Annotated in this window: 13 protein-coding genes; 4 read left to right on the top strand and 9 right to left on the bottom strand. The window is 71.7% G+C overall.

What is annotated here, in order from left to right:
* Nucleotides 1–144: 144 nt before the first annotated feature.
* Together ACIBMZ_RS09635 and tmk are read right to left on the bottom strand one after the other, a co-directional pair.
* Nucleotides 145–1,407, bottom strand: coding sequence for a DNA polymerase III subunit delta' (locus ACIBMZ_RS09635; protein ID WP_396692146.1), 1,263 nt, complete (start codon nucleotides 1,405–1,407; stop codon nucleotides 145–147).
* Nucleotides 1,407–3,728, bottom strand: a complete 2,322-nt coding sequence (gene tmk / locus ACIBMZ_RS09630) for a dTMP kinase (RefSeq protein ID WP_396692145.1) — start codon at nucleotides 3,726–3,728, stop codon at nucleotides 1,407–1,409. Before tmk ends, ACIBMZ_RS09635 begins: the two co-directional genes overlap by 1 nt.
* A gap of 148 nt (nucleotides 3,729–3,876) precedes the next feature.
* On the opposite strand from tmk, the gene ACIBMZ_RS09625 reads away from it, so the two are divergent.
* A complete protein-coding gene (locus ACIBMZ_RS09625) occupies nucleotides 3,877–5,085 on the top strand; it encodes an amino acid deaminase/aldolase (RefSeq protein ID WP_396692144.1) in 1,209 nt (402 codons plus the stop codon).
* A gap of 119 nt (nucleotides 5,086–5,204) precedes the next feature.
* Here the strand turns inward: ACIBMZ_RS09625 and ACIBMZ_RS09620 are convergent, their stop codons facing one another.
* Nucleotides 5,205–5,852 carry a TetR family transcriptional regulator gene (locus ACIBMZ_RS09620; RefSeq protein WP_396692143.1) on the bottom strand — a complete coding sequence of 216 codons (648 nt, stop codon included), beginning with the start codon at nucleotides 5,850–5,852 and terminating at the stop codon, nucleotides 5,205–5,207.
* Between the two features lie 223 nt (nucleotides 5,853–6,075).
* Between ACIBMZ_RS09620 and ACIBMZ_RS09615 the strand changes: the two genes are divergently transcribed.
* Nucleotides 6,076–7,398 carry a D-arabinono-1,4-lactone oxidase gene (locus ACIBMZ_RS09615; protein ID WP_396692142.1) on the top strand — a complete coding sequence of 441 codons (1,323 nt, stop codon included), beginning with the start codon at nucleotides 6,076–6,078 and terminating at the stop codon, nucleotides 7,396–7,398.
* A gap of 569 nt (nucleotides 7,399–7,967) precedes the next feature.
* Here the strand turns inward: ACIBMZ_RS09615 and topA are convergent.
* The 6 genes from topA to ACIBMZ_RS09585 form a co-directional block, all read right to left on the bottom strand.
* Nucleotides 7,968–10,820, bottom strand: a complete 2,853-nt coding sequence (gene topA, locus ACIBMZ_RS09610; RefSeq protein WP_396692723.1) for a type I DNA topoisomerase — start codon at nucleotides 10,818–10,820, stop codon at nucleotides 7,968–7,970.
* Nucleotides 10,821–11,122: 302 nt separating this feature from the next.
* A complete protein-coding gene (locus ACIBMZ_RS09605) occupies nucleotides 11,123–11,845 on the bottom strand; it encodes a hypothetical protein (protein ID WP_396692141.1) in 723 nt (240 codons plus the stop codon).
* A complete protein-coding gene (locus tag ACIBMZ_RS09600; RefSeq protein WP_396692140.1) occupies nucleotides 11,836–12,378 on the bottom strand; it encodes a hypothetical protein in 543 nt (180 codons plus the stop codon). Before ACIBMZ_RS09600 ends, ACIBMZ_RS09605 begins: the two co-directional genes overlap by 10 nt.
* 116 nt (nucleotides 12,379–12,494) lie before the next feature.
* Complete coding sequence (locus ACIBMZ_RS09595) at nucleotides 12,495–14,876, bottom strand: sodium-translocating pyrophosphatase (protein WP_396692139.1); 2,382 nt, start codon at nucleotides 14,874–14,876, stop codon at nucleotides 12,495–12,497.
* Between the two features lie 409 nt (nucleotides 14,877–15,285).
* Nucleotides 15,286–15,723, bottom strand: coding sequence for an ATP-binding protein (locus tag ACIBMZ_RS09590; RefSeq protein ID WP_350700575.1), 438 nt, complete (start codon nucleotides 15,721–15,723; stop codon nucleotides 15,286–15,288).
* Nucleotides 15,720–16,061, bottom strand: coding sequence for an STAS domain-containing protein (locus ACIBMZ_RS09585; RefSeq protein WP_396692138.1), 342 nt, complete (start codon nucleotides 16,059–16,061; stop codon nucleotides 15,720–15,722). The genes ACIBMZ_RS09590 and ACIBMZ_RS09585 overlap by 4 nt, the downstream gene beginning before the upstream one ends.
* Nucleotides 16,062–16,199: 138 nt before the next feature.
* Between ACIBMZ_RS09585 and ACIBMZ_RS09580 the strand changes: the two genes are divergently transcribed.
* Together ACIBMZ_RS09580 and ACIBMZ_RS09575 are read left to right on the top strand one after the other, a co-directional pair.
* Nucleotides 16,200–18,665: a DEAD/DEAH box helicase gene (locus tag ACIBMZ_RS09580; protein ID WP_396692137.1), complete on the top strand. Its 2,466-nt coding sequence runs from the start codon at nucleotides 16,200–16,202 to the stop codon at nucleotides 18,663–18,665.
* A 108-nt stretch (nucleotides 18,666–18,773) separates the two neighbouring features.
* Nucleotides 18,774–18,980, top strand: a complete 207-nt coding sequence (locus ACIBMZ_RS09575) for a hypothetical protein (protein ID WP_350700579.1) — start codon at nucleotides 18,774–18,776, stop codon at nucleotides 18,978–18,980.
* Nucleotides 18,981–19,036: the final 56 nt, after the last annotated feature.

Below are 19,036 nucleotides of genomic sequence, written 5' to 3'. Positions count from 1 at the left end.
CAGTCGTCCTCACTGTGCGTACCGCCGCCGTCACCACGGCACACCGGACCGTACCGCACCAGAATCGAGCGTGTCGATGCCTGTGCGGATCCCGGAGCCGACCGGTGCGTCAGGGAGCGGCATCCGGTGGGAGGCGGGTCGGGGTCAGCCCTTCCAGAGGGCGAGCATCATCGACTCGACCGCGATCCGGGGCTTGACGTTGGCCTCGATCGCGGACCGGCAGGCGAGCACCGCCTCCAGACGCCGCAGCGCCCCCTCCGCCTGCCACTTGCGGGCACCGGCGTCGGCCAGGTCGGCGGTGTCGGTGTGCACCGGCGCCACCGGTGCCGCCCAGGCCACGGCGAGGGCGTCCCGATAGAAGGCGGCCAGGTCGACCAGGGCCCGGTCCAGCGCGTCCCGCTGGGCCCGGGTCGCCCGGGACTTCTGGCGCCGTTCCAGCTCCTTCAACTGGCCGGCGGAGCCCCGGGCGGCGCCCGCCGCGCCCCGACCGGTGCCGCCCGCACCGAGCGCGGTCTCCAGCGCGGCGCGCTCCGTCGCGTCCAGCTCGGCCACGGACGCCGCGGCCTCCGCCTCGGCCGCCTCGATCAGTGCGGACGCCGCGTCGAACGCGGCACCCACCCCGGTCAGTCGACGTGGTACCGCGAGCACCGCGTCCCGACGCGACCGGGCCTGCGGATCGCCGGCCAACCGCCGGGCCCGGCCCACGTGACCCTGGGTGGCCGCCGCCGCCCACCGGGCCACGTCGGGCGCGATGCCGTCGCGGCGTACCAGCACCTCGGCGACCGCCTCGGCGGACGGCTGCCGCAGCGGTACGACCCGGCAGCGCGACCGGATGGTCACCGAGATGTCGTCCGGGTGGGTGGACGGCGCGCAGAGCAGGAAGACGGTCCGTGGCGGCGGCTCCTCCACGGCCTTGAGCAGCGCGTTGCCGGCCGCCTCGGTCAACCGGTCGGCATCCTCGATGATCACCACCTGCCAGCGCCCGCCGGACGGGGTGCTGGCCGCGCGGAGCACCAGTGCCCGCATGTCGTTGACGCCGATGGAGAGGCCCTCGGGCACCACCAGCCGCACGTCGGCGTGGGTGCCGGCGAGCGTGGTGTGGCATCCCGGGCAGGTGCCGCAACCGGTGCCGTGAACGCACTGCAACGCGGCGGCGAAGGCGCGTGCCGCCACCGACCGCCCCGATCCCGGCGGTCCGGTGAAGATCCACGCGTGGGTCATGCCCGCGCCCGGGTCGGTCCCCGGGGTCGTACCGTTACCCTCGTCCGGGCCGTCCGGGAACACCGTCGGCTCGATCGCCTCCGGGCCGTCGGCGGCGCGCAGCACCGCGGCGGCGGCCGACGCCGCCCGGCGCAGCGTCTCCACCGCCTCGTCCTGCCCGACCAGGTCGGCGAAGGCGTCCGGCATCACGTTCGCTCCGTCGTCACCAGCTCCGATGGGGATAACTCGGCCTGGACCGAGGTGTCCGGGCCGTTCGCCGGGTCCGGGTGGTCGACGCCGCCGGGTGCACCGAGCATCTCCTCCACCCGGCGGGCCACCCGCTCGGCGATCTCCTCGGCCGGCCGGGAGCCGTCGAGCACCAGGTACCGCTTGGGGTCGGCGGCGGCCAGGTCGAGGAAGGCGTAGCGGACCCGCTCGTGGAAGGTCACCGACTCGGCCTCCAGCCGGTCGGCGGCCTGGCTCCGCGCGGCCACCCGGGACAGCCCGGTCCGCGGGTCGACGTCGAGCAGCACCACCAGGTCGGGCTTGAGCCCGCCGGTGGCCCAGGAGGAGAGCCAGGAGACCTCGTCGACCGGCAGCGTACGCCCGGCGCCCTGGTACGCCAGGGACGAGTCGACGTACCGGTCACTGATCACCACCGCGCCCCGGACCAGGGCGGGACGGACCACGGTGGCCACGTGGTGGGCCCGGTCGGCGGCGTAGAGCAGGGCCTCGGCGCGCGGTGAGGGCGCCTCGTCGCCGGTGGTGTCCAGCACCATCGACCGGATCCGGGCACCGACGGCGGTCGCGCCCGGTTCCCGGGTCACCACCACGTCCCGCCCGTCGCCGCGCAGCCGCTCGGCGAGCTGGGCGAGCTGGGTCGACTTGCCCGCGCCCTCGCCGCCCTCGAAGACCACGAAGAGCCCGGCGGAGACGAACGGCTCGGCCGGCATCAGCGGGCGGCCCCGGATCGACCCCCACAGGTCGGCCAGGACCGGTACGCCCTTCTTGTCGTCCATCTGCCCGAACGCGCTGATCCCGGCGAAGATCCCGGCGGCACCGGCGACGAGCAGCAACAGCCGCGTCGAGGAGACCGAGACGCCCAGGTCGGCGATCTCGAACGTCCGGGAGCCGCCGACGCCGGCGAGCAGGCTGCCCAGTGCGATGGCCAGGATCAGCACCAGCCGGGTACCGATCTGCACCACGGCGAAGACCCGGCCGCGTACCTCGTCGGCGACCTCGCCACCGAGCAGCGTGGTGCCGGAGAGGAAGGCCATGCCGGCCCCGGCGCCGACCAGGATCGCGCCGACCAGCGCCATGGACAGGTGGAAGGCGAAGGCAAGCGTCATCACCGAGGCGCTGGCCAGCACGATGCTCATGCCGAACCAGCGCCGCCGGGACATGTCCCGGACGATCATCGGGCCGAGCCCGATGCCGATCCCCAGGCCCAGGAAGATCGCGCCGAACAGCAGATAGAACGCGGCGTCACCGGCACCGAGCGAGGCGGCGAAGAACCGGGCGGTGCCGATCACGATGCCGCCACCGGCGAAGGCACCCAGGATGCCCAGGACCAGGCCGCGCACCAGCGGGGTCTGTGCGATGAACCGCCAGCCCTCGGCGAACTGGCGCAGCATGCTCTGCTCGGTGCGCTCCCCTTCGGTGGTCTGCGCCTGGCTGATCTCCTTGATGCCGAACGCCACCACCAGGGCGGTGGCGAGGCGGGAGAAGGCGTTGAACCAGAGCGCGAGCTGGGCCGGCTCGGCCCAGGTGGGCATCTCGCCGCCGGTGACACCCCGGACGATGCCGTCGCCCGAGGCGAGCAGGATCGCGGCGGCGATCGGGGTCAGACCGTACGTGGTGATCAGCGTGAGCTGGTTGGCGGTCTCCAGCCGGGCCCGGGGGATGAGGTTGGGGACCGCGGCCTCCTTGGCCGGGATCCAGAGCAGGGTGACCGTCTCGATCAGGAACGTGGCGATCGCCGCCCAGCTCACCACCCGTGCGCCGCTGGCGCCGGTGAGCGCGTACAGCGGGATGGAGGCGAACAGCACGAACCGCAGCACGTCGCAGATCACCATGGTCCAGCGGCGGTCGAACCGGTCGGCGAGTACCCCGGCGAACGGGCCGAGGACCAGCGCGGGCAGCAGCCGGATGGCGATCACGCCACCGAACGCGGCTCCCTTGGCGGTGTTGCCCTCCACCTGCGCGGCGGCGAAGACACTCGTGGCGAGCAGGCCGAGCCAGTCGCCGAAGGAGGCGGCGCCGAGCACGATCCAGAGCCGTCGGAACGGTCGGATGCGCAGCACCGAGCGGATCGCGCCGTAACCGGACAGGTCGGTCTGGGCGGCGGGACCGCCGGGTGGGCTCTTCGGATCGGCGGTCTGGCCCGCGGCACCGCCGCCGGATAAGCCGGTCGTGTCCCGGCCGGATGTCCCGGCGGGCTGGTCCGTGGACGGCGACACGCCGGACGACTCGCCGTTGAACTGGCTTTCGATGGCCGTACCTCCACGTGCCGGCCCATCGCTGGGCACCCCCGGTGAAACACTCTAGTCCCGACGGGGACCGCTCCCCGTCGCGCATCACCTGCTCGCCGAGCCTAGGACGCGGTTGCCAACCCGCCCCCGGCCGGTCAGATGCGAGGGTATTTCGCATTCACCGTTTCACAGTTAGCGTGCACACGTGGCCACCGACAGCGATAACCTGCGCCACCGGCTGGACCGGGCGACCGCGCACCTCGACCCCCCGTACGCGGTGGTGGATCTCGGGGCCTTCGACGCCAACGCCGCCGCGTTGACCTCGCGGGCCGCCGGCAAGCCGCTGCGGATCGCGAGCAAGTCACTGCGCTGCCGGGACCTGATCGCCCGCGCCCTGGCCCGCCCGGGCTGGCGGTCGGTGATGGCGTTCACGCTGCCCGAGGCGATCTGGCTGGTCCGGACCGGGGTCACCGCCGACGTGCTGGTGGCGTACCCGACCGCCGACCGGGCGGCACTGACCGAGCTGGCCGCCGATCCGGCGCTGGCGGCAGCCGTCACGCTGATGGTCGACGACCCCGACCAACTCGACTTCTACGACACGGTGACCGCTCCGGGCAGCCGTCCGGACCTGCGGGTCTGCCTCGACCTGGACGCCTCGTGGCGACCGCTGGGCGGCCGGGTGCACGTCGGGGTCCGTCGCTCACCGGTGCACACCGCCCGGGCGGCCGGGCGGCTCGCCGCCACCGTCTCCCGGCGGGCGGGATTCCGGCTGGTCGGCCTGATGTCGTACGAGGCACAGATCGCCGGCCTGGGCGACGCCCCGCCGGGGCAGGCGGTGCTCGCCGCCGCGATCCGGGTGGCCCAGCGCGGGTCGTACCGCGAGTTGCTGGCCCGCCGAGGTGCGGCGGTGGCCGCGGTACGCGAACACGCCGACCTGGAGTTCGTCAACGGCGGCGGGACCGGCAGCGTGGCCGCCACCAGCGCCGATCCCGCGGTCACCGAGGTCACCGCGGGATCGGGCCTGTACGGGCCGACGCTCTTCGACGCGTACCGCGCCTGGCGCCCCACCCCGGCGGCGTTCTTCGCCTGCGCGGTGGTCCGCCGACCGGCACCCGACCTGGCCACCGTGCTCGGCGGCGGTTGGATCGCCTCCGGCTCCGCCGCCGACAGCCGACAGCCCCGGCCGTGGCTGCCGACCGGCCTCAAGCTGCTCGGCGCCGAGGGGGCCGGTGAGGTGCAGACCCCGTTGACCGGCGCGTCGGCCGCCACCCTGCGCGTCGGTGACCGGGTCTGGTTCCGCCACGCCAAGTCCGGCGAGCTGTGCGAACGGGTCAACGAGCTGCACCTGGTCGACGGCGACCACGTGGCGGGCACCGTACCGACCTACCGGGGCGAGGGACACGCCTTCCTCTGAACACGCCGAGCCGGGACCACGGCGAGGTTCTCCACCGCGGTCGCGGCATGGTGCTCAGAGCTGCCGGTCCGGCGGGCCGTGCGGGTTCCCCACGGGCTCCGTCGCCGGGCCGGGCGAGGTCAGGCCGGCTGCTTGGCCGACGCCTCGGTGGATTCGGCGATCTTGTCGTCGCCCGGCTTCGCGGGCTGCCCGACCGGCCGACGGCCGCTGTCGCCGCGCGCCTCCATCTGGCGGTGCAGGTACTCCCGGATCAACGCCTTCGCCTCGGCCAGCACCCGATCGTCGCCGTCCGGCCTGCGCCGGAACGCGAGCTTGATCAGCGAGTCCGCCGCCTCCACCGCGATCTCCAGGTGGAAACGCAGGTCGGGGACGTCGGCGAGCCCGAACCGCTCGGTGAGCACCCGGGCCAACTGGTCGGCGATCACCCCGTTGTTGTCGCGCTGCTCATCGAGCAGATGCAGGTCGACCACGTCGCCGAAGTGCAGGGTACGGAAACCGGGAACGGTACGGTGCATCGTGATGTACTCGTCGATGCCCGCGTCGACCCCGTCCCACCAGTGTGTCAGGTCGTCCGAGGCGAAGCGTTCGTCGAGCCGCTGGAGGTAGGACTCCATCGTGCGCAGCGTGAGCGCCTGCACGATCGCCCGCTTGTCCGGAAAGAACTGGTAGACCGACCCGATCGCCACCTCGGCCCGCTCGGCGAGCAAGGTGGTGGTCAGCCCTTCGTACCCCACCTCGTCGACGAGCTCGGCGCAGGCGTCCAGCATGCGCTGAACGCGCGCGACACTACGACCCTGCACTGGCACGCGACGCAGTGGGCCGGTCGTGGCGGCTGAAGTTGACACTCGCCACCCCCCTTCGACGGATGAACATATCTGCACGTCACGAGTTCGTGACTACCGGTACAACGAGCGGACCTCGATTGCGGTATTTACCAGGAAGAACGTTCCTGATATGAACTCGGTTCATATTCATCTTGAGGAGCGCGCCATGGTCGGAACCGGACGCACCCCCACCGCCTGGTCCAACTGGGGCGGCAACCAGCACAGCGTGGCGACCGCCGTCCTGCGCCCGACAACCGTCGCCGAGGTGGCCGAGCAGGTACGCTCCGCCACCGGCGAACGGATCCGACCGGTCGGCAGTGGACACTCCTTCACGCCCGTCGCGGTCACCGACGGGCGGCGGATGGACCTGAGCCGACTGGCCGTCGGCGTACAGGTGGACGCCGATCGACGCCTCGTCACCGTACCGGCCGGGATGACGCTGCGGGAACTGAACTCGCTGCTCGCCGCGCACCGCCTGGCACTGCCGAACCTCGGCGACGTCGACGCGCAGACCGTGGCCGGGGCGATCTCCACCGGCACCCACGGCACCGGTGCCGGACACGGCGGACTGGCCACCTTCGTCGAGGCGTTGACCCTGGTCACCGGAACCGGCGAGATCCTGCACTGCTCCGCCGAGCAGCATCCCGACGTGTTCGACGCGGCCCGGATCTCACTCGGCGCCCTCGGCGTCCTGGTCGAGGTCACCCTGCGCTGCGTGGACGCCTTCGTGCTGCGGGCCCACGAACGCCCCGCACACCTGGACAACGTGCTCGCCGAACTGCCCGACCTGATCGACCGGCACGACCACGTCGAGTTCTTCTGGTTCCCGTACACCACCCGGGTGCAGCTCAAGACCAACGACCGCACCACCGCCGACGACCGGCCGCTGCCCCGCTGGCGGAGCTGGCTGGACGACGACTTCATGGCCAACAGCGTCTTCGCCGCCGCCTGCCGCCTCGGCCGCGCCGCACCGGCCCTCGCCCCGCCGATCAGCGCGGTCAGCGCACGGGTGCTCAGCGAGCGGGCCTACACCGGTCGCTCCGACACCGTCTTCTGCACCCCGCGCCGCGTCCGCTTCACGGAGATGGAGTACGCACTACCCCGCGACGCCCTTCCCGAGGCGCTCGGCGCGCTACGCCGGATCATCGACGGGTTGCCGTTCAAGGTGCTGTTCCCGGTCGAGGTCCGCTTCACCGCCGCCGACGACATCTGGCTGTCCCACTCGTACGGTCGCGAGTCGGCGTACATCGCCGTACACCAGTACGTCGGGATGCCGTACGAGCCGTACTTCCGGGCCTTCGAGCAGGTGGCGACCGGCCTGACCGGACGCCCTCACTGGGGCAAGCTGCACTGGCGCGAGGCCGCCTCGTTGGCCGACGCCTATCCCCGCTGGCAGGAGTTCCAGCAGGTCCGCGCCCGACTCGACCCGCACCGCACCTTCACCACCCCCTACCTGGACACCCTCCTGGGCCCACACCCCACAACCTGAGCGAGCTCACCCGTCGACCGATCCTGGCCGGGCCAGCGATCCTGGCGCTTCACGATGTCGAAGAGGTGCGATCTGCACGGGACGTGACGTGGTGGATTGCGATCCCGCCCGAAACCACCGTGTCCACCCCCTCCCTCGCGGCTCATCACGAGCCACACAACTCGCCTCAGGCACCCTCGGAGACAGCAACATCGCTGACGTCGCGCGGATCTTGCCCGTCTCCACGCGCACGCACACCACCCACACGCTGACGCCCGCCGAGTTGATCAAGGAGTTTTGGTCTCGGAGGAGCACGTCTGAGGGCGCAAACTCCTTGGTCAAGGGCGGTGGGTAGATCTGTTGTCGTCGGAGCGACAACAGATCTACCCACCGTCCCCGGGATCACCAGCACACCACCGAGTCGGACCCCGAGATCACGTGGTTGTCCACCGAGGTGAGCTGGAGTGGCGGCGGCAGGCAGGCCAGGTGGCCGGGATGGGTAGGGCAGCGATGTCTGAAGCGGCTGGTCAGCCCTGCTCCTTCGACCAGCCTCCATCAGCGACGGGACGAGGTCCGTCAGCGGACCGCGGTCAGTCGGCCGCGGGTGCTTTCTTGGCGGCGGTGGCCTTCTTCGGCGCCGCCTTCCTCGGTGCGGCCTTCGAGGCTGCCGCCTTCGACGCCGTCTTCGAGGCAGCGGCCTTGGTGGTGGAGTTCGAGGCGGCGGCCTTGGTGGCACCGGCCTTGGCGGGTGCCTTCTTCGCGGGCGCCTTCTTCGCGGCGGCCTTCTTCTTCGGCGCCGGACCCTTCGCCCGCTTCTCGGCGAGCATCTCGGAGGCTTCCTCCAGAGTGAGCGCCTCCGGGGTCTGGCCGCGTCGCAGCGATGCGTTCGTCTCCCCGTCGGTGACGTACGGGCCGAACCGACCGTCCTTGATGACCAACGGCTTCTCGGTCAGCGGGTCGGCGCCCATCTCCCGCAGCGGCGGCGCGGCGGCCCGTCGTTGCCGGTTCTTCGGGGCGGCCAGCAGGGCCAACGCCTCGTCCATGGTGACGGTGAACATCTTGTCTTCGGAGTCCAGCGAACGGAACTCGTCACCGCGCTTGACGTACGGTCCGTAGCGGCCGTTGTTGGCGACCACCTCGGCACCGTCCGGTGCCACGCCGATCACCCGGGGCAGGCTGAGCAGCTTGAGCGCCTCGTCGAAGGTGAGCGAGTCCGGCGACTGCGAGCGCAGCAGCGAGGATTTGCGCTCGCCGCTGGCCACGTACGGACCGAAGCGGCCGGACTTGAGCACGATCGGCTCGCCGGTCGCCGGGTCGTCGCCGAGCTTGCGCTCGCCCCCGCCGCCGAGGAACAACTCGTGGACCTTCTCCGGGGTCAGCTCGTCCGGCGCGAGGCCCTCGGGGATCGGTGCCCGGTCGCCCGGGGCCGCGCCCTCCTCGCCCTCGGCGACCGGTGCCTGCTCCTCGCCGGGCACCCGACGCTGGAGGTACGGCCCGTACCGGCCGACCCGCACCACGACCTCGCGTCCCTCGTCGTCAGTGAACAGCGGGATCGAGTTGACGCTGCGCGCGTCGATGTCGCTGAGGTTCTCGGTGACCAGCTTCTTGAGGCCGCCGGAACGGGCGATGTCCTGGTCTCCGGCACCGTTGGTGGTGCCGAAGTAGAACGCGGTGAGGAAGTCGACCGCCGCGTGGTCACCACCGGCGATCTCGTCCAGCTCGTTCTCCATGCTGGCCGTGAAGTCATAGTCGATCAGGCGCGGGTAGTGCCGCTCCATCAGCCCGATCACCGCGAACGCGAGGAACGACGGGATCATCGCCTGGCCGCGCTTCACCACGTACCCACGGTCCTGGATCGTCTGCATGATCGACGCGTACGTGGAGGGGCGGCCGATGCCCAGCTCCTCCAGTGCCTTGACCAGCGACGCCTCGGTGTAGCGGGCGGGCGGCTGGGTGTGGTGGCCCTGTGCCGCCAACTGGTCGGCGGTCAGCGGCTGGTCCTTGACCAGGTTGGGCAGCCGGCGCTCGGCGTCCTCGGCCTCGGCGTTCTCGTCGTCGCTGGACTCGACGTACGCGCGCAGGAAGCCCGGGTCGGTGATGGTCTTGCCGGTGGCGCCGAAGTCGGCCTCCTCGCCACCGGTGGTGGTGGCCCGGATCCGGACCGAGACGCTGGAGCCGACCGCGTCGGTCATCTGCGAGGCGATGGTGCGCCGCCAGATCAGCTCGTAGAGCTTGAACTCCTCGGCCGACAGCTCCTTGGCCACCTCGCCCGGGGTCCGGAAGTTGTCCCCGGCGGGGCGGATCGCCTCGTGCGCCTCCTGCGCGTTCTTCACCTTGCCGGTGTAACGGCGCGGCTCCGGCGGCACGCTGCGCTCGCCGTACAGCTCGACGATCTGTCGGCGGGCCGCCGCGATGGCGGTGTCCGACAGGCTCACCGAGTCGGTACGCATGTAGGTGATGTAGCCGTTCTCGTAGAGCCGCTGCGCGGTACGCATCGTCTGCTGCGACGAGAACCGCAGCTTGCGGGCCGCCTCCTGCTGGAGCGTGGAGGTGATGAAGGGCGCGTACGGGCGACGACGGTACGGCTTCTCCTCGACCCGGGTGACGGTGAACGGCCGCCCGTCGAGGCGGGCCGCGAGCCCCCGCGCGCCGCTCTCGTCGAGGTGCACCACGCCGGCACCGGGCTTGACCCGGCCGGTGGTGGGCTCGAAGTCCTTGCCGGTGGCGATCCGGTCGCCGTTGAGCGCGACCAGGGTGGCGTTGAAGGTGCGCGGCCCCTCCCCGGCGTTCGTCACGGCGAGCGTGGCCAGGATGTCCCAGTACTCGGCGGTGCGGAAGGCCATCCGCTGCCGCTCCCGCTCGACCACGATCCGGGTCGCCACGGACTGCACCCGGCCTGCCGAGAGCCTCGGCATGACCTTCTTCCACAGCACCGGGGAGACCTCGTAGCCGTAGAGGCGGTCGAGGATGCGCCGGGCCTCCTGGGCGTCGACCAGGTCGCGGTCGATCTCCCGGGGGTTGGCCACCGCCGCCTGGATCGCCGGCTTGGTGATCTCGTGGAAGACCATCCGCCGGACCGGCACCTTCGGCTTGAGCGTCTCCACCAGGTGCCAGGCGATCGCCTCGCCCTCGCGGTCCTCATCCGTCGCCAGGAAGATCTCGTCGACCTCCTTGGCCAGCTTGGTCAGCTTGCTGATCTGCTGCTTGCGGTCGGCGGAGACGACGTAGAGGGCGTGGAAGCCGTTGTCGACGTCGACGCCGAGCCGGGCCCACGACTCGCCCTTGTACCGGGCCGGCACGTCGGCGGCGTTACGCGGCAGGTCGCGGACATGCCCGAAGCTGGCCTCCACGACGTACCCCGGGCCGAGGTAGCCCGAGATCGTCTTGGCCTTCGCCGGGGACTCGACGATGACCAGACGGGTGGTTCCAGCGTTGCTCGGCACGTCTGCTTCGACCTCTTCCCTGCTCATGGCCGCGCCAGCGCCCGGTTCCGGGCGCACTCGACCCACCGATACCCAGCGGTCCGGATGTCCAACGTAACGCGCCGTCCGCGTTTCGGGTTTCGCGGGCGGCAATTCGCCCGGGACGATCTGTGGTCGCGCCGGACGGCGTCACCGTACACCCTGAGTAGGGTGTGGAACGGGTCACTGTGATCAGGGCAGCCCCTCGGTGGAGGTGCAACCCGGCCGATTCTCCCTGTGTTCCCCGACGCCCGGCTGTCTCCGATCGGACAGCCGGCGGTGGATCAGTCGCGGGTCGGCCAGGTGCCGGGCGGAGCCGCGTCGGGACGCTCGCCGACCAGCTCCGCGAGCCGCGCCGTCCGGCGTCGACCGGTGATCCGGTACGCCGGTCCGCCCGCCTCCGGCACCAGCAGGTCACCGGTCAGTCCGACCGCGTGCAACGCTGCGCCGACCGCCGCCCACCGGCCTGGGTCGGTGCCGCCGAGATGAAGCACGAAGTCGGGCGTTTCGGCCACCCCGGCGGCGGCCAGCCAGAGCCGGAGCCGACGGCCGTCGAGTTGGAAACCCGGGGGCGGGTGCTGGGTCGGGCCGCGCAGCCAGGCCACCGCCAGCGGCACGATCGTCCGGGTGTACGCCGTCCGCACCGCATACCGCCGGTCCCCGGTCGTCTCCCAGGCCGCCCGTACGCCCCGACGGCCCAGCTCGGTGACGAGCACGTGCACCCGCCAGGCGGCGTCCACCTGCACCGACAGGCGAGCGGTCCCGCCCATCCGGTGCACCTCGCCCGGCCCGGCGAGCAGCCCGGCCAGGTCGGCGACGGAGGGTTCCCCGGTCTCCGCGCCGAAGAAGACCAGTTGCCGTTCGTCGGTGACGCCCCGCTCGGGCACCGCCGGTCGTCCGGTCGCCTCACCACGTCGTCGTGGCGCCGGACCGGACGGGTCGGGCACCGGGAAGGTCACCGGCAGCGGTGTGGCCGCCGGTGTCTCTCCGGAACCGCTCAACGGCATTCAGGTACCTCGTCGAAGGCGCGCTTCAACTCCTCCGAGTTGAGCCGGCTGGTGTCCAGCGCGCTGGCGTCGTACTCCTGCTGGAGGGTCTCGACGGTCGACCGGACGCCGTCGTAGAAGGCACCGGCCTCGCCGATGCCGAGCCCGTCGATGGTGGTGCGGGCCCGGCCGTAGGCGTCCCGCATCGAGGCGAGCGCGGCCCGGAAGCCGGCGGAGACCTCCTCGCCCTGCTCGACCTTGGGCACGCCGGCCTGCTCGACCTTGAGCCGCGCGGTCTCGCTGGCCTCCTCGGCCCCGGCGAAGAGGCGGACCAGGTTCTCCTTGGCCTGCGCGGGGGTGGTCTGGGCGGTCATCTGCTCGTTGGTGCTGCTGGTCAACTTGCTGATCTCGGCCCGCCAGGGACTCAGCGCGGTGCACACCGACGCCGCCCACGCCCGAGGGCTCGGACCGCTGGAGCCGCAGGCGGCCAGCAGAATCAGCGTAGCCAGGACCACCGTGAGCTTTCCGGCGGTCGCCGCCCGGCAGGTACGCATGCGTTGCAGGGTACGGCTTCTCCTCGCCGTCGGCACCGGTCAGGTGTACGGGGCGTACGGGCGAGCGGTCCCCGGTCGACGACGAACCGACCGGGGACCGCGGGTGCCGACGGGCGTCAGGCCTTGATCTCCTCCGGACGTGGGTCGGCGGTGCCGGCGCCGCCGCTGTCGTTGCCCTCGTCCATCGCCACGCTCTTGCGCTTGCTGAACACCACCGCCGCGACGATGATCAAGGTCGCCACCACCGCGATGCCGACCCGCAGGCCGACGTTGCGGTCGTCGCCGATGCTCCAGGCCACCACGGCCGGCGCGATCAGCAGCGAGACCAGGTTCATCACCTTGAGCAGCGGGTTGATGGCCGGACCGGCGGTGTCCTTGAACGGGTCGCCGACGGTGTCGCCGATGACGGTCGCGGCGTGCGCGTCGGAGCCCTTGCCGCCGTACGCGCCGTCCTCGACCATCTTCTTGCTGTTGTCCCAGGCACCGCCGGAGTTGGCCAGGAAGACCGCCATCAGCGTGCCCGCCCCGATCGCACCGGCCAGGTACGACGCCAGCGCGCCGGGCCCGAGGCCGAACCCGACCGCGATCGGTGCCAGGATCGCCAGCAGACCCGGCGTCAGCAGCTCACGCTGCGCGTCCCGGGTGCAGATGTCGACCACCTTGCCGTACTCCGGCCGCTGGGTCCGGTCCATGATCCCGGGCAGCTCGCGGAACTGCCGACGGACCTCCATCACCACGGCACCGGCCGAGCGGGAGACCGCGTTGATGGCCAGGCCGGAGAAGAGGAACACCACGGCCGCACCGATGATCAAACCGACCAGGTTCTGCGGGTTGGCCACGTTCAGCGCGTTGAGGATCTCGGCGCTGACGTCGGTCACCCCGGCGTCGGCGTACGCGATGCGCAGCGTGTCGGTGTACGAGCCGAACAGCGCGGTCGCGGCCAGCACGGCGGTGGCGATCGCGATGCCCTTGGTGATCGCCTTCGTGGTGTTGCCGACGGCGTCCAGCTCGGTCAGCGTCCGGGCGCCGTGCTCGTCGATGTCACCGGACATCTCGGCCACGCCCTGGGCGTTGTCGGAGATCGGCCCGAAGGTGTCCATCGCGACGATCACGCCGACGGTGGTCAGCAGACCGGTGCCGGCCAGCGCCACGGCGAACAGCGAGAGCGTGATCGAACCGCCGCCCAACAGGAAGGCGCCGAAGACACCGGCGGCGATGAGCAGCGCCGAGTAGACCGCCGATTCCAGGCCGACGCTGATGCCGGCGAGGATGACGGTGGCCGGGCCGGTCTGCGAGCTCTTGCCGATGTCCTGCACCGGCCGCCGGTCGGTCTCGGTGAAGTAGCCGGTCAGTGCCTGGATCGCGGCGGCCAGCACGATGCCGATGACGACCGCGCCGATCACCACGCCACGCGGGCCGAACGGCGGGTCGCCGCCCTCGACGCCGAGGCTCTCCCGCCAGTTGTCGCCGAGCTGCGCGGCCCAGGTCGGCTGGAGGTAGAAGACAGTGGCGATCGCGACCAGCACCGCCGAGATCACCGCGGAGAGGTAGAAGGCCCGGTTGATCGCGGTCAGACCGTTGCGGTCGGAGGCGCGCAGCCGGGTGATGAAGACGCCGATGATGGCGACGAGCACACCGATCGTGGAGATGATCAGCGGAAGCACCAGGCCGTCGGTACCGAACGCGGCGCGGCCCAGGATCAGCGCGGCGACCAGGGTGACCGCGTACGACTCGAACAGGTCGGCGGCCATGCCGGCGCAGTCACCGACGTTGTCGCCCACGTTGTCGGCGATGGTCGCGGCGTTGCGCGGGTCGTCCTCGGGGATGCCCTGCTCGACCTTGCCGACCAGGTCGGCGCCGACGTCGGCCGCCTTGGTGAAGATGCCGCCGCCGACCCGCATGAACATGGCCAGCAGGGCGGCACCGAAGCCGAAGCCCTCCAGCACGGTCGGCGCGTCGCCCCGGAAGATCAGCACGACCAGCGCGGCACCGAAGAGGCCGAGGCCGACGGTGAGGAAGCCGACCACGCCACCGGTCCGGAAGGCGATCTTCATGGCCGCTTCCCGGCCGCCTTCGCGTTCCCGGGCGGCGGCGGCCACGCGCAGGTTGGCCCGGGTCGCCAGCCACATGCCGGCGCCACCGATGAAGGCGCTGAACAGCGCGCCGACCACGAAGAAGAGGGAACGCCCGAGCTTCACCGCGGTCTCGCTGCCGTCGGTGTCGTGCACCGGCAGCAGGAACAGCAGGACCACGGCGATCACCACGAAGATCGCCAGAGTCCGGAACTGCCGGATCAGGTAGGCCGAGGCGCCCTCCTGCACGGCCCCGGAGATCTCCTGCATGTTGGTGGTGCCCTTGCCCGCGGCCAGCACGGTCTTCGTCAACGCGGCGGCGAAGGCGAGCGCGACCAACGCGATCACCGCGGCGATGACGACGTACGTGACATTGGCTCCGGTTAGGGAGATCCCGCCGCCCTCGGCGGCCAAGGTGTCGGACATCTGTGTCCTCCTGTGCCGAACAACGCACCGGCCGGTGGAGACGCACCGGCCGGTGCCTGTATGCGAATTCGCAAGTGCGCGCCACCCACCCCGGCGAAACCGGCGACGGACGCCCATCTGCGCTGGCTGCCCGGTGGATCACTTGCTGACAACCCGGGTACTGTAGCCCTCCGCAGTGTTCGAGGTCACACCGAGGTGGCACCATCGGCCGATGATCTTCGTCGCTGTGTTATGAAACGAAATCTGATATAGGAACGGGTCCATGGGAACGGGCTCGCATTCCCAGGCCAGGGAATACGAGCCCGATGATTCGATGCCACCGCGACACGAATGCCGCATTCCGCGGCGCCGATCCGAGGCGGTTCAGCGCGATGTGGTGACGTGTCGGTGGTCGGCGGGTGCCGACCGGTCAGCGACCGACCGGCCAGACCATCCGCACCTCGGTGCCGACACCCTCGTCGACCGGCCGCACCTGGAGGTCCTCGACGAAACCGGCGAGCAGGGCGAACCCGACGCCGGTGGTGAGGTCGTCCTCGTCGAGGGACTCGTTGGCCAACTGGTCGGCGTCGAGCGCGGCGAGACCGATGCTCGCCTCGATCGGCGCCCGGTCCACCACCCGCACCGCGTACGACCCGGAGTCGGACATCTCGACCAGCACCGGATCCGGCACGCCGTACTGGCGGTGCAGGGCGACCGCGCGGGTGCACGCCTCACCGATGGCCAGGCGTACCTCGTCGAGCAGGTCCTCGCGGACGCCGGCCCGCCGGGCAACCGCCACGCCGACCAGGCGGGCGGTACGCACGTGCACCGGCGCCGGAGAGAAGGAGAGCCGGACCGTTGCCATCACGCGCCGGTACCGGTCGCCGCTTCGACCGTGGGATGCAGTGGGAAGACCTGGTCCAGCGCGGTGATCCGGAAGATCTTGAGCAGCGGTTCCTTGTCGCAGACCAGCGAGAAGGTGCCGTCGGCGGTCCGCAGGCGCTTGAGCGCGCCGACCAGCACGCCCAGGCCGGTGGAGTCGAGGAAGTCGACCCGGCCGAGATCGACCACCACGTGCCGGGCTCCGGCGTCGATCAACTCCAGCAGCCGCTCGCGCAGCCGGGGGGCGGTGTAGACATCCACCTCACCGCCGACCTCGAGCACCGTGTGCTCCCCCACGGTGCGGGTCGCCAGTGACAGCTCCATCGGTCCTCCCTCGCGCAGCCGTAAGCTCTCTGGCATCTAACCATTACCCCCGACGGCACCTGACGACTCACGGACCCGGTTCCGACCTGCAGACGCGACGATTTCCCATTTCCGAACACCAGTGCGAGAGTGCAGAACGTGACCCCGGCAACGCCCGTCTCCGCCGGCAGCGGCCCGGAACGACCGCCGCCGGGCGATCTGCTGCGTCGGCTGCGCCAGCGACACGCCACCGACCCGATCACCCACGTCGAGCGGGTGCCGCCCCGCTCCGGGATCGCGGTGCCGTGGCCGACCTGGGCACCCGAGGACCTGCGTGCCGCGTACGCCCGGCGCGGGGTGACGGCACCCTGGCGGCACCAGGCCGAGGCGGCCGAGATCGCGTACGACCACCGGCACGTCGTGGTGGCCACCGGCACCGCGTCCGGCAAGTCGCTGGCGTACCAACTGCCCGCGCTGGCCACCCTGCTCGCCGACCCGCGCGCCACGGTGCTCTACCTGGCTCCCACCAAGGCGCTCGCCGCCGACCAGTTACGCGCCGTCGCCACCCTGGAGATCGAGGGCGTACGACCGTCCTGCTACGACGGTGACACCCCGCGTGCCGAACGGGAGTGGATCCGTCGGCACTCCCGGTTCGTGCTGACCAACCCGGACATGCTGCACCACGGCATCCTGCCCGGTCACGCCCAGTGGTCGGGGTTCCTGCGCCGGTTGGCGTACGTGGTGGTCGACGAGTGCCACGTCTACCGGGGCGTGTTCGGCTCGCACGTGGCCCACGTGCTGCGGCGGTTACGGCGGCAGTGCGCCCGCTACCGCCCCGCCACCGGCGACCCCGGCCCGACGTTCGTGCTCGCCTCGGCCACCTCCGGCGACCCTGCCGCCGCAGCCGGTCGACTGACCGGCCTGCCGGTGACCGCGATCACCGAGGACACCTCGCCGAGGGCCGGGGTGACCTTCGCGCTCTGGGAGCCACCGTTGCTTCCACCCGACCCGGCCGCGATCCCCTCCCCCCGCCCGGCACCCGGCGACTCCGCACCCCGTGGCTCGCGGTCCGGCAGCTCGTCTCCCGGCAGTTCGTCTTCCGGTGGGCCGCCCTTCAGCGGGCCTCCCGAGGCGGCCGATCTCACCCAGGTGCGGCGGTCGGCGTTGCGGGAGACCGCCGACCTGCTCGCCGACACCGTCGCCGCCGGAGTACGCACCCTGGCGTTCGTCCGGTCCCGCCGAGGTGCCGAGGTGGTCGCCACCAGCACCCGGCGCAGCCTCGACGAGGCGGTCCCCGGGCTGGGTGACCGGGTCGCCGCATACCGGGGTGGCTACCTGCGTGAGGAACGCCGGGAACTGGAGCGCGCGCTGCTGCACGGTGACCTGCTCGGGCTCGCCTCGACCAACGCCCTGGAGCTTGGCGTCGACCTGATCGGGCTGGACGCGGTGCTGATCTGCGGATACCCGGGTACCCGGGCGTCGCTGTGGCAGCAGGCCGGACGGGCCGGGCGATCCGGCCAGGAGGCGCTCGCCGTGCTGATCGCCCGGGACGACCCGCTCGACACCTACCTGGTGCACCATCCGGAGGCGGTGTTCGGGGCACCGGTGGAGGCCACCGTGCTCGACCCGGCGAACGCGTACGTGCTCGGGCCGCAGTTGGCCTGCGCGGCGGCCGAGGCCCCGCTCACCGACGCCGACCTGGCGTTGTTCGGTGACGGCGCGAAGGAGACGGTCGCGGCGCTGGTCGAGGCGGGTGCGCTGCGGCAGCGGCCGACCGGCTGGTACTGGCGGCACCGGGAACGTCCCCAGGTCGACCTGCGCGGCGAGGGCGGCGCGCCGGTCTGCGTGGTGGAGGCGGCGACCGGCCGACTGCTCGGCACCGTCGACGGCGGTTCGGCGCACTTCCTGCTGCACTCCGGCGCGGTCTACCTGCACCAGGGCGTGTCGTACGTGGTCGACACGCTCGACCTCGACGACGGGTGCGCGCTGGTGCACCCCGAGGAGCCGGACTGGTCCACCCACGCGCGGGACGTCACCTCACTGTCGGTGGTGTCGGTGCGCTCGTACGTCGACGCCGGACCGGTCGGGCTGTTCCTCGGCGAAGTGGACGTCACCAGCCAGGTGGTGTCGTACCAGCGGAGGCGGATCGCCACCGGCGAGGTGATCGACACCCGACCGCTGGACCTGCCGGCGCGGGAACTGCGTACCGTCGCGGTCTGGTTCACCCTCTCCCCCGATTCGCTGGCGGCGGCCGGAGTGGACCCGGCCGACGTGCCGGGCGGGCTGCACGCCGCCGAACACGCCGCGATCGGTCTGCTGCCGCTGGTCGCCACCTGTGACCGGTGGGACATCGGCGGGTTGTCCACGGCGGTGCACCCGGACACCGAGGCCCCGACCGTCTTCGTCTACGACGGCCACCCCGGCGGCGCGGGCTTCGCCGAGCGGGCGTACGGCATGGCGTCGTCCTGGCTGCGCGCCACCCGGGACGCGATCGCCGAATGCGGCTGCGACCACGGCTGCCCCTCCTGCGTCCAGTCGCCGAAATGCGGCAACGGCAACAACCCGTTGTCGAAGCCGGACGCGATCAGGGTGCTGGACGTGGTGCTGGCGAACCTGTCGGAATGAGCGGGCAGGCATGAGATCCGGTCGATCCGGGCATTGATGGATGGGAGCGCTTCCATCGAGCGCCGTGACCATCATTCCGTCGTCGCCGCCGTACCTGGAGGAGGAGCCGTGGCCGACACCATCGCCGAGACCGTCGAGCTGCTCTACACCATCGACCAGGAGAAACTCGACATCGACCAGCAGATCGCCCTCGGTACGGCGCTCGCCACCCTGGCCCAGGCCGAGCGCCTGGACCAGATCAACGAGCGACTGCGTACCATCCACCAACTCCTCACCACCTGGTCCCACCGGGCGGCTGTCGACGGTGTCCGCTGACCCGACACTCAGCGCCGGGTCGCTTGCCGAGCTGTGCGACACTCCGGCGCACCACG

The sequence above is a fragment of the Micromonospora sp. NPDC049900 genome, assembly GCF_044461025.1.
Taxonomy (GTDB): domain Bacteria; phylum Actinomycetota; class Actinomycetes; order Mycobacteriales; family Micromonosporaceae; genus Micromonospora.
The sequence above is the reverse complement of the archived record's forward strand: the minus strand, read 5'-3'. Positions and strand labels throughout refer to the sequence as shown.

Coding starts and splice junctions, on each gene's coding strand:
- ACIBMZ_RS09635 (WP_396692146.1), bottom strand. CDS start 1,407: ATGCCGGACGCCTTCGCCGACCTGGTCGGGCAGGACGAGGCGGTGGAG.
- ACIBMZ_RS09595 (WP_396692139.1), bottom strand. CDS start 14,876: ATGTCCGACACCTTGGCCGCCGAGGGCGGCGGGATCTCCCTAACCGGA.
- ACIBMZ_RS09585 (WP_396692138.1), bottom strand. CDS start 16,061: ATGGAGCTGTCACTGGCGACCCGCACCGTGGGGGAGCACACGGTGCTC.
- ACIBMZ_RS09605 (WP_396692141.1), bottom strand. CDS start 11,845: ATGCCGTTGAGCGGTTCCGGAGAGACACCGGCGGCCACACCGCTGCCG.
- ACIBMZ_RS09620 (WP_396692143.1), bottom strand. CDS start 5,852: ATGCTGGACGCCTGCGCCGAGCTCGTCGACGAGGTGGGGTACGAAGGG.
- ACIBMZ_RS09615 (WP_396692142.1), top strand. CDS start 6,076: ATGGTCGGAACCGGACGCACCCCCACCGCCTGGTCCAACTGGGGCGGC.
- ACIBMZ_RS09600 (WP_396692140.1), bottom strand. CDS start 12,378: ATGCGTACCTGCCGGGCGGCGACCGCCGGAAAGCTCACGGTGGTCCTG.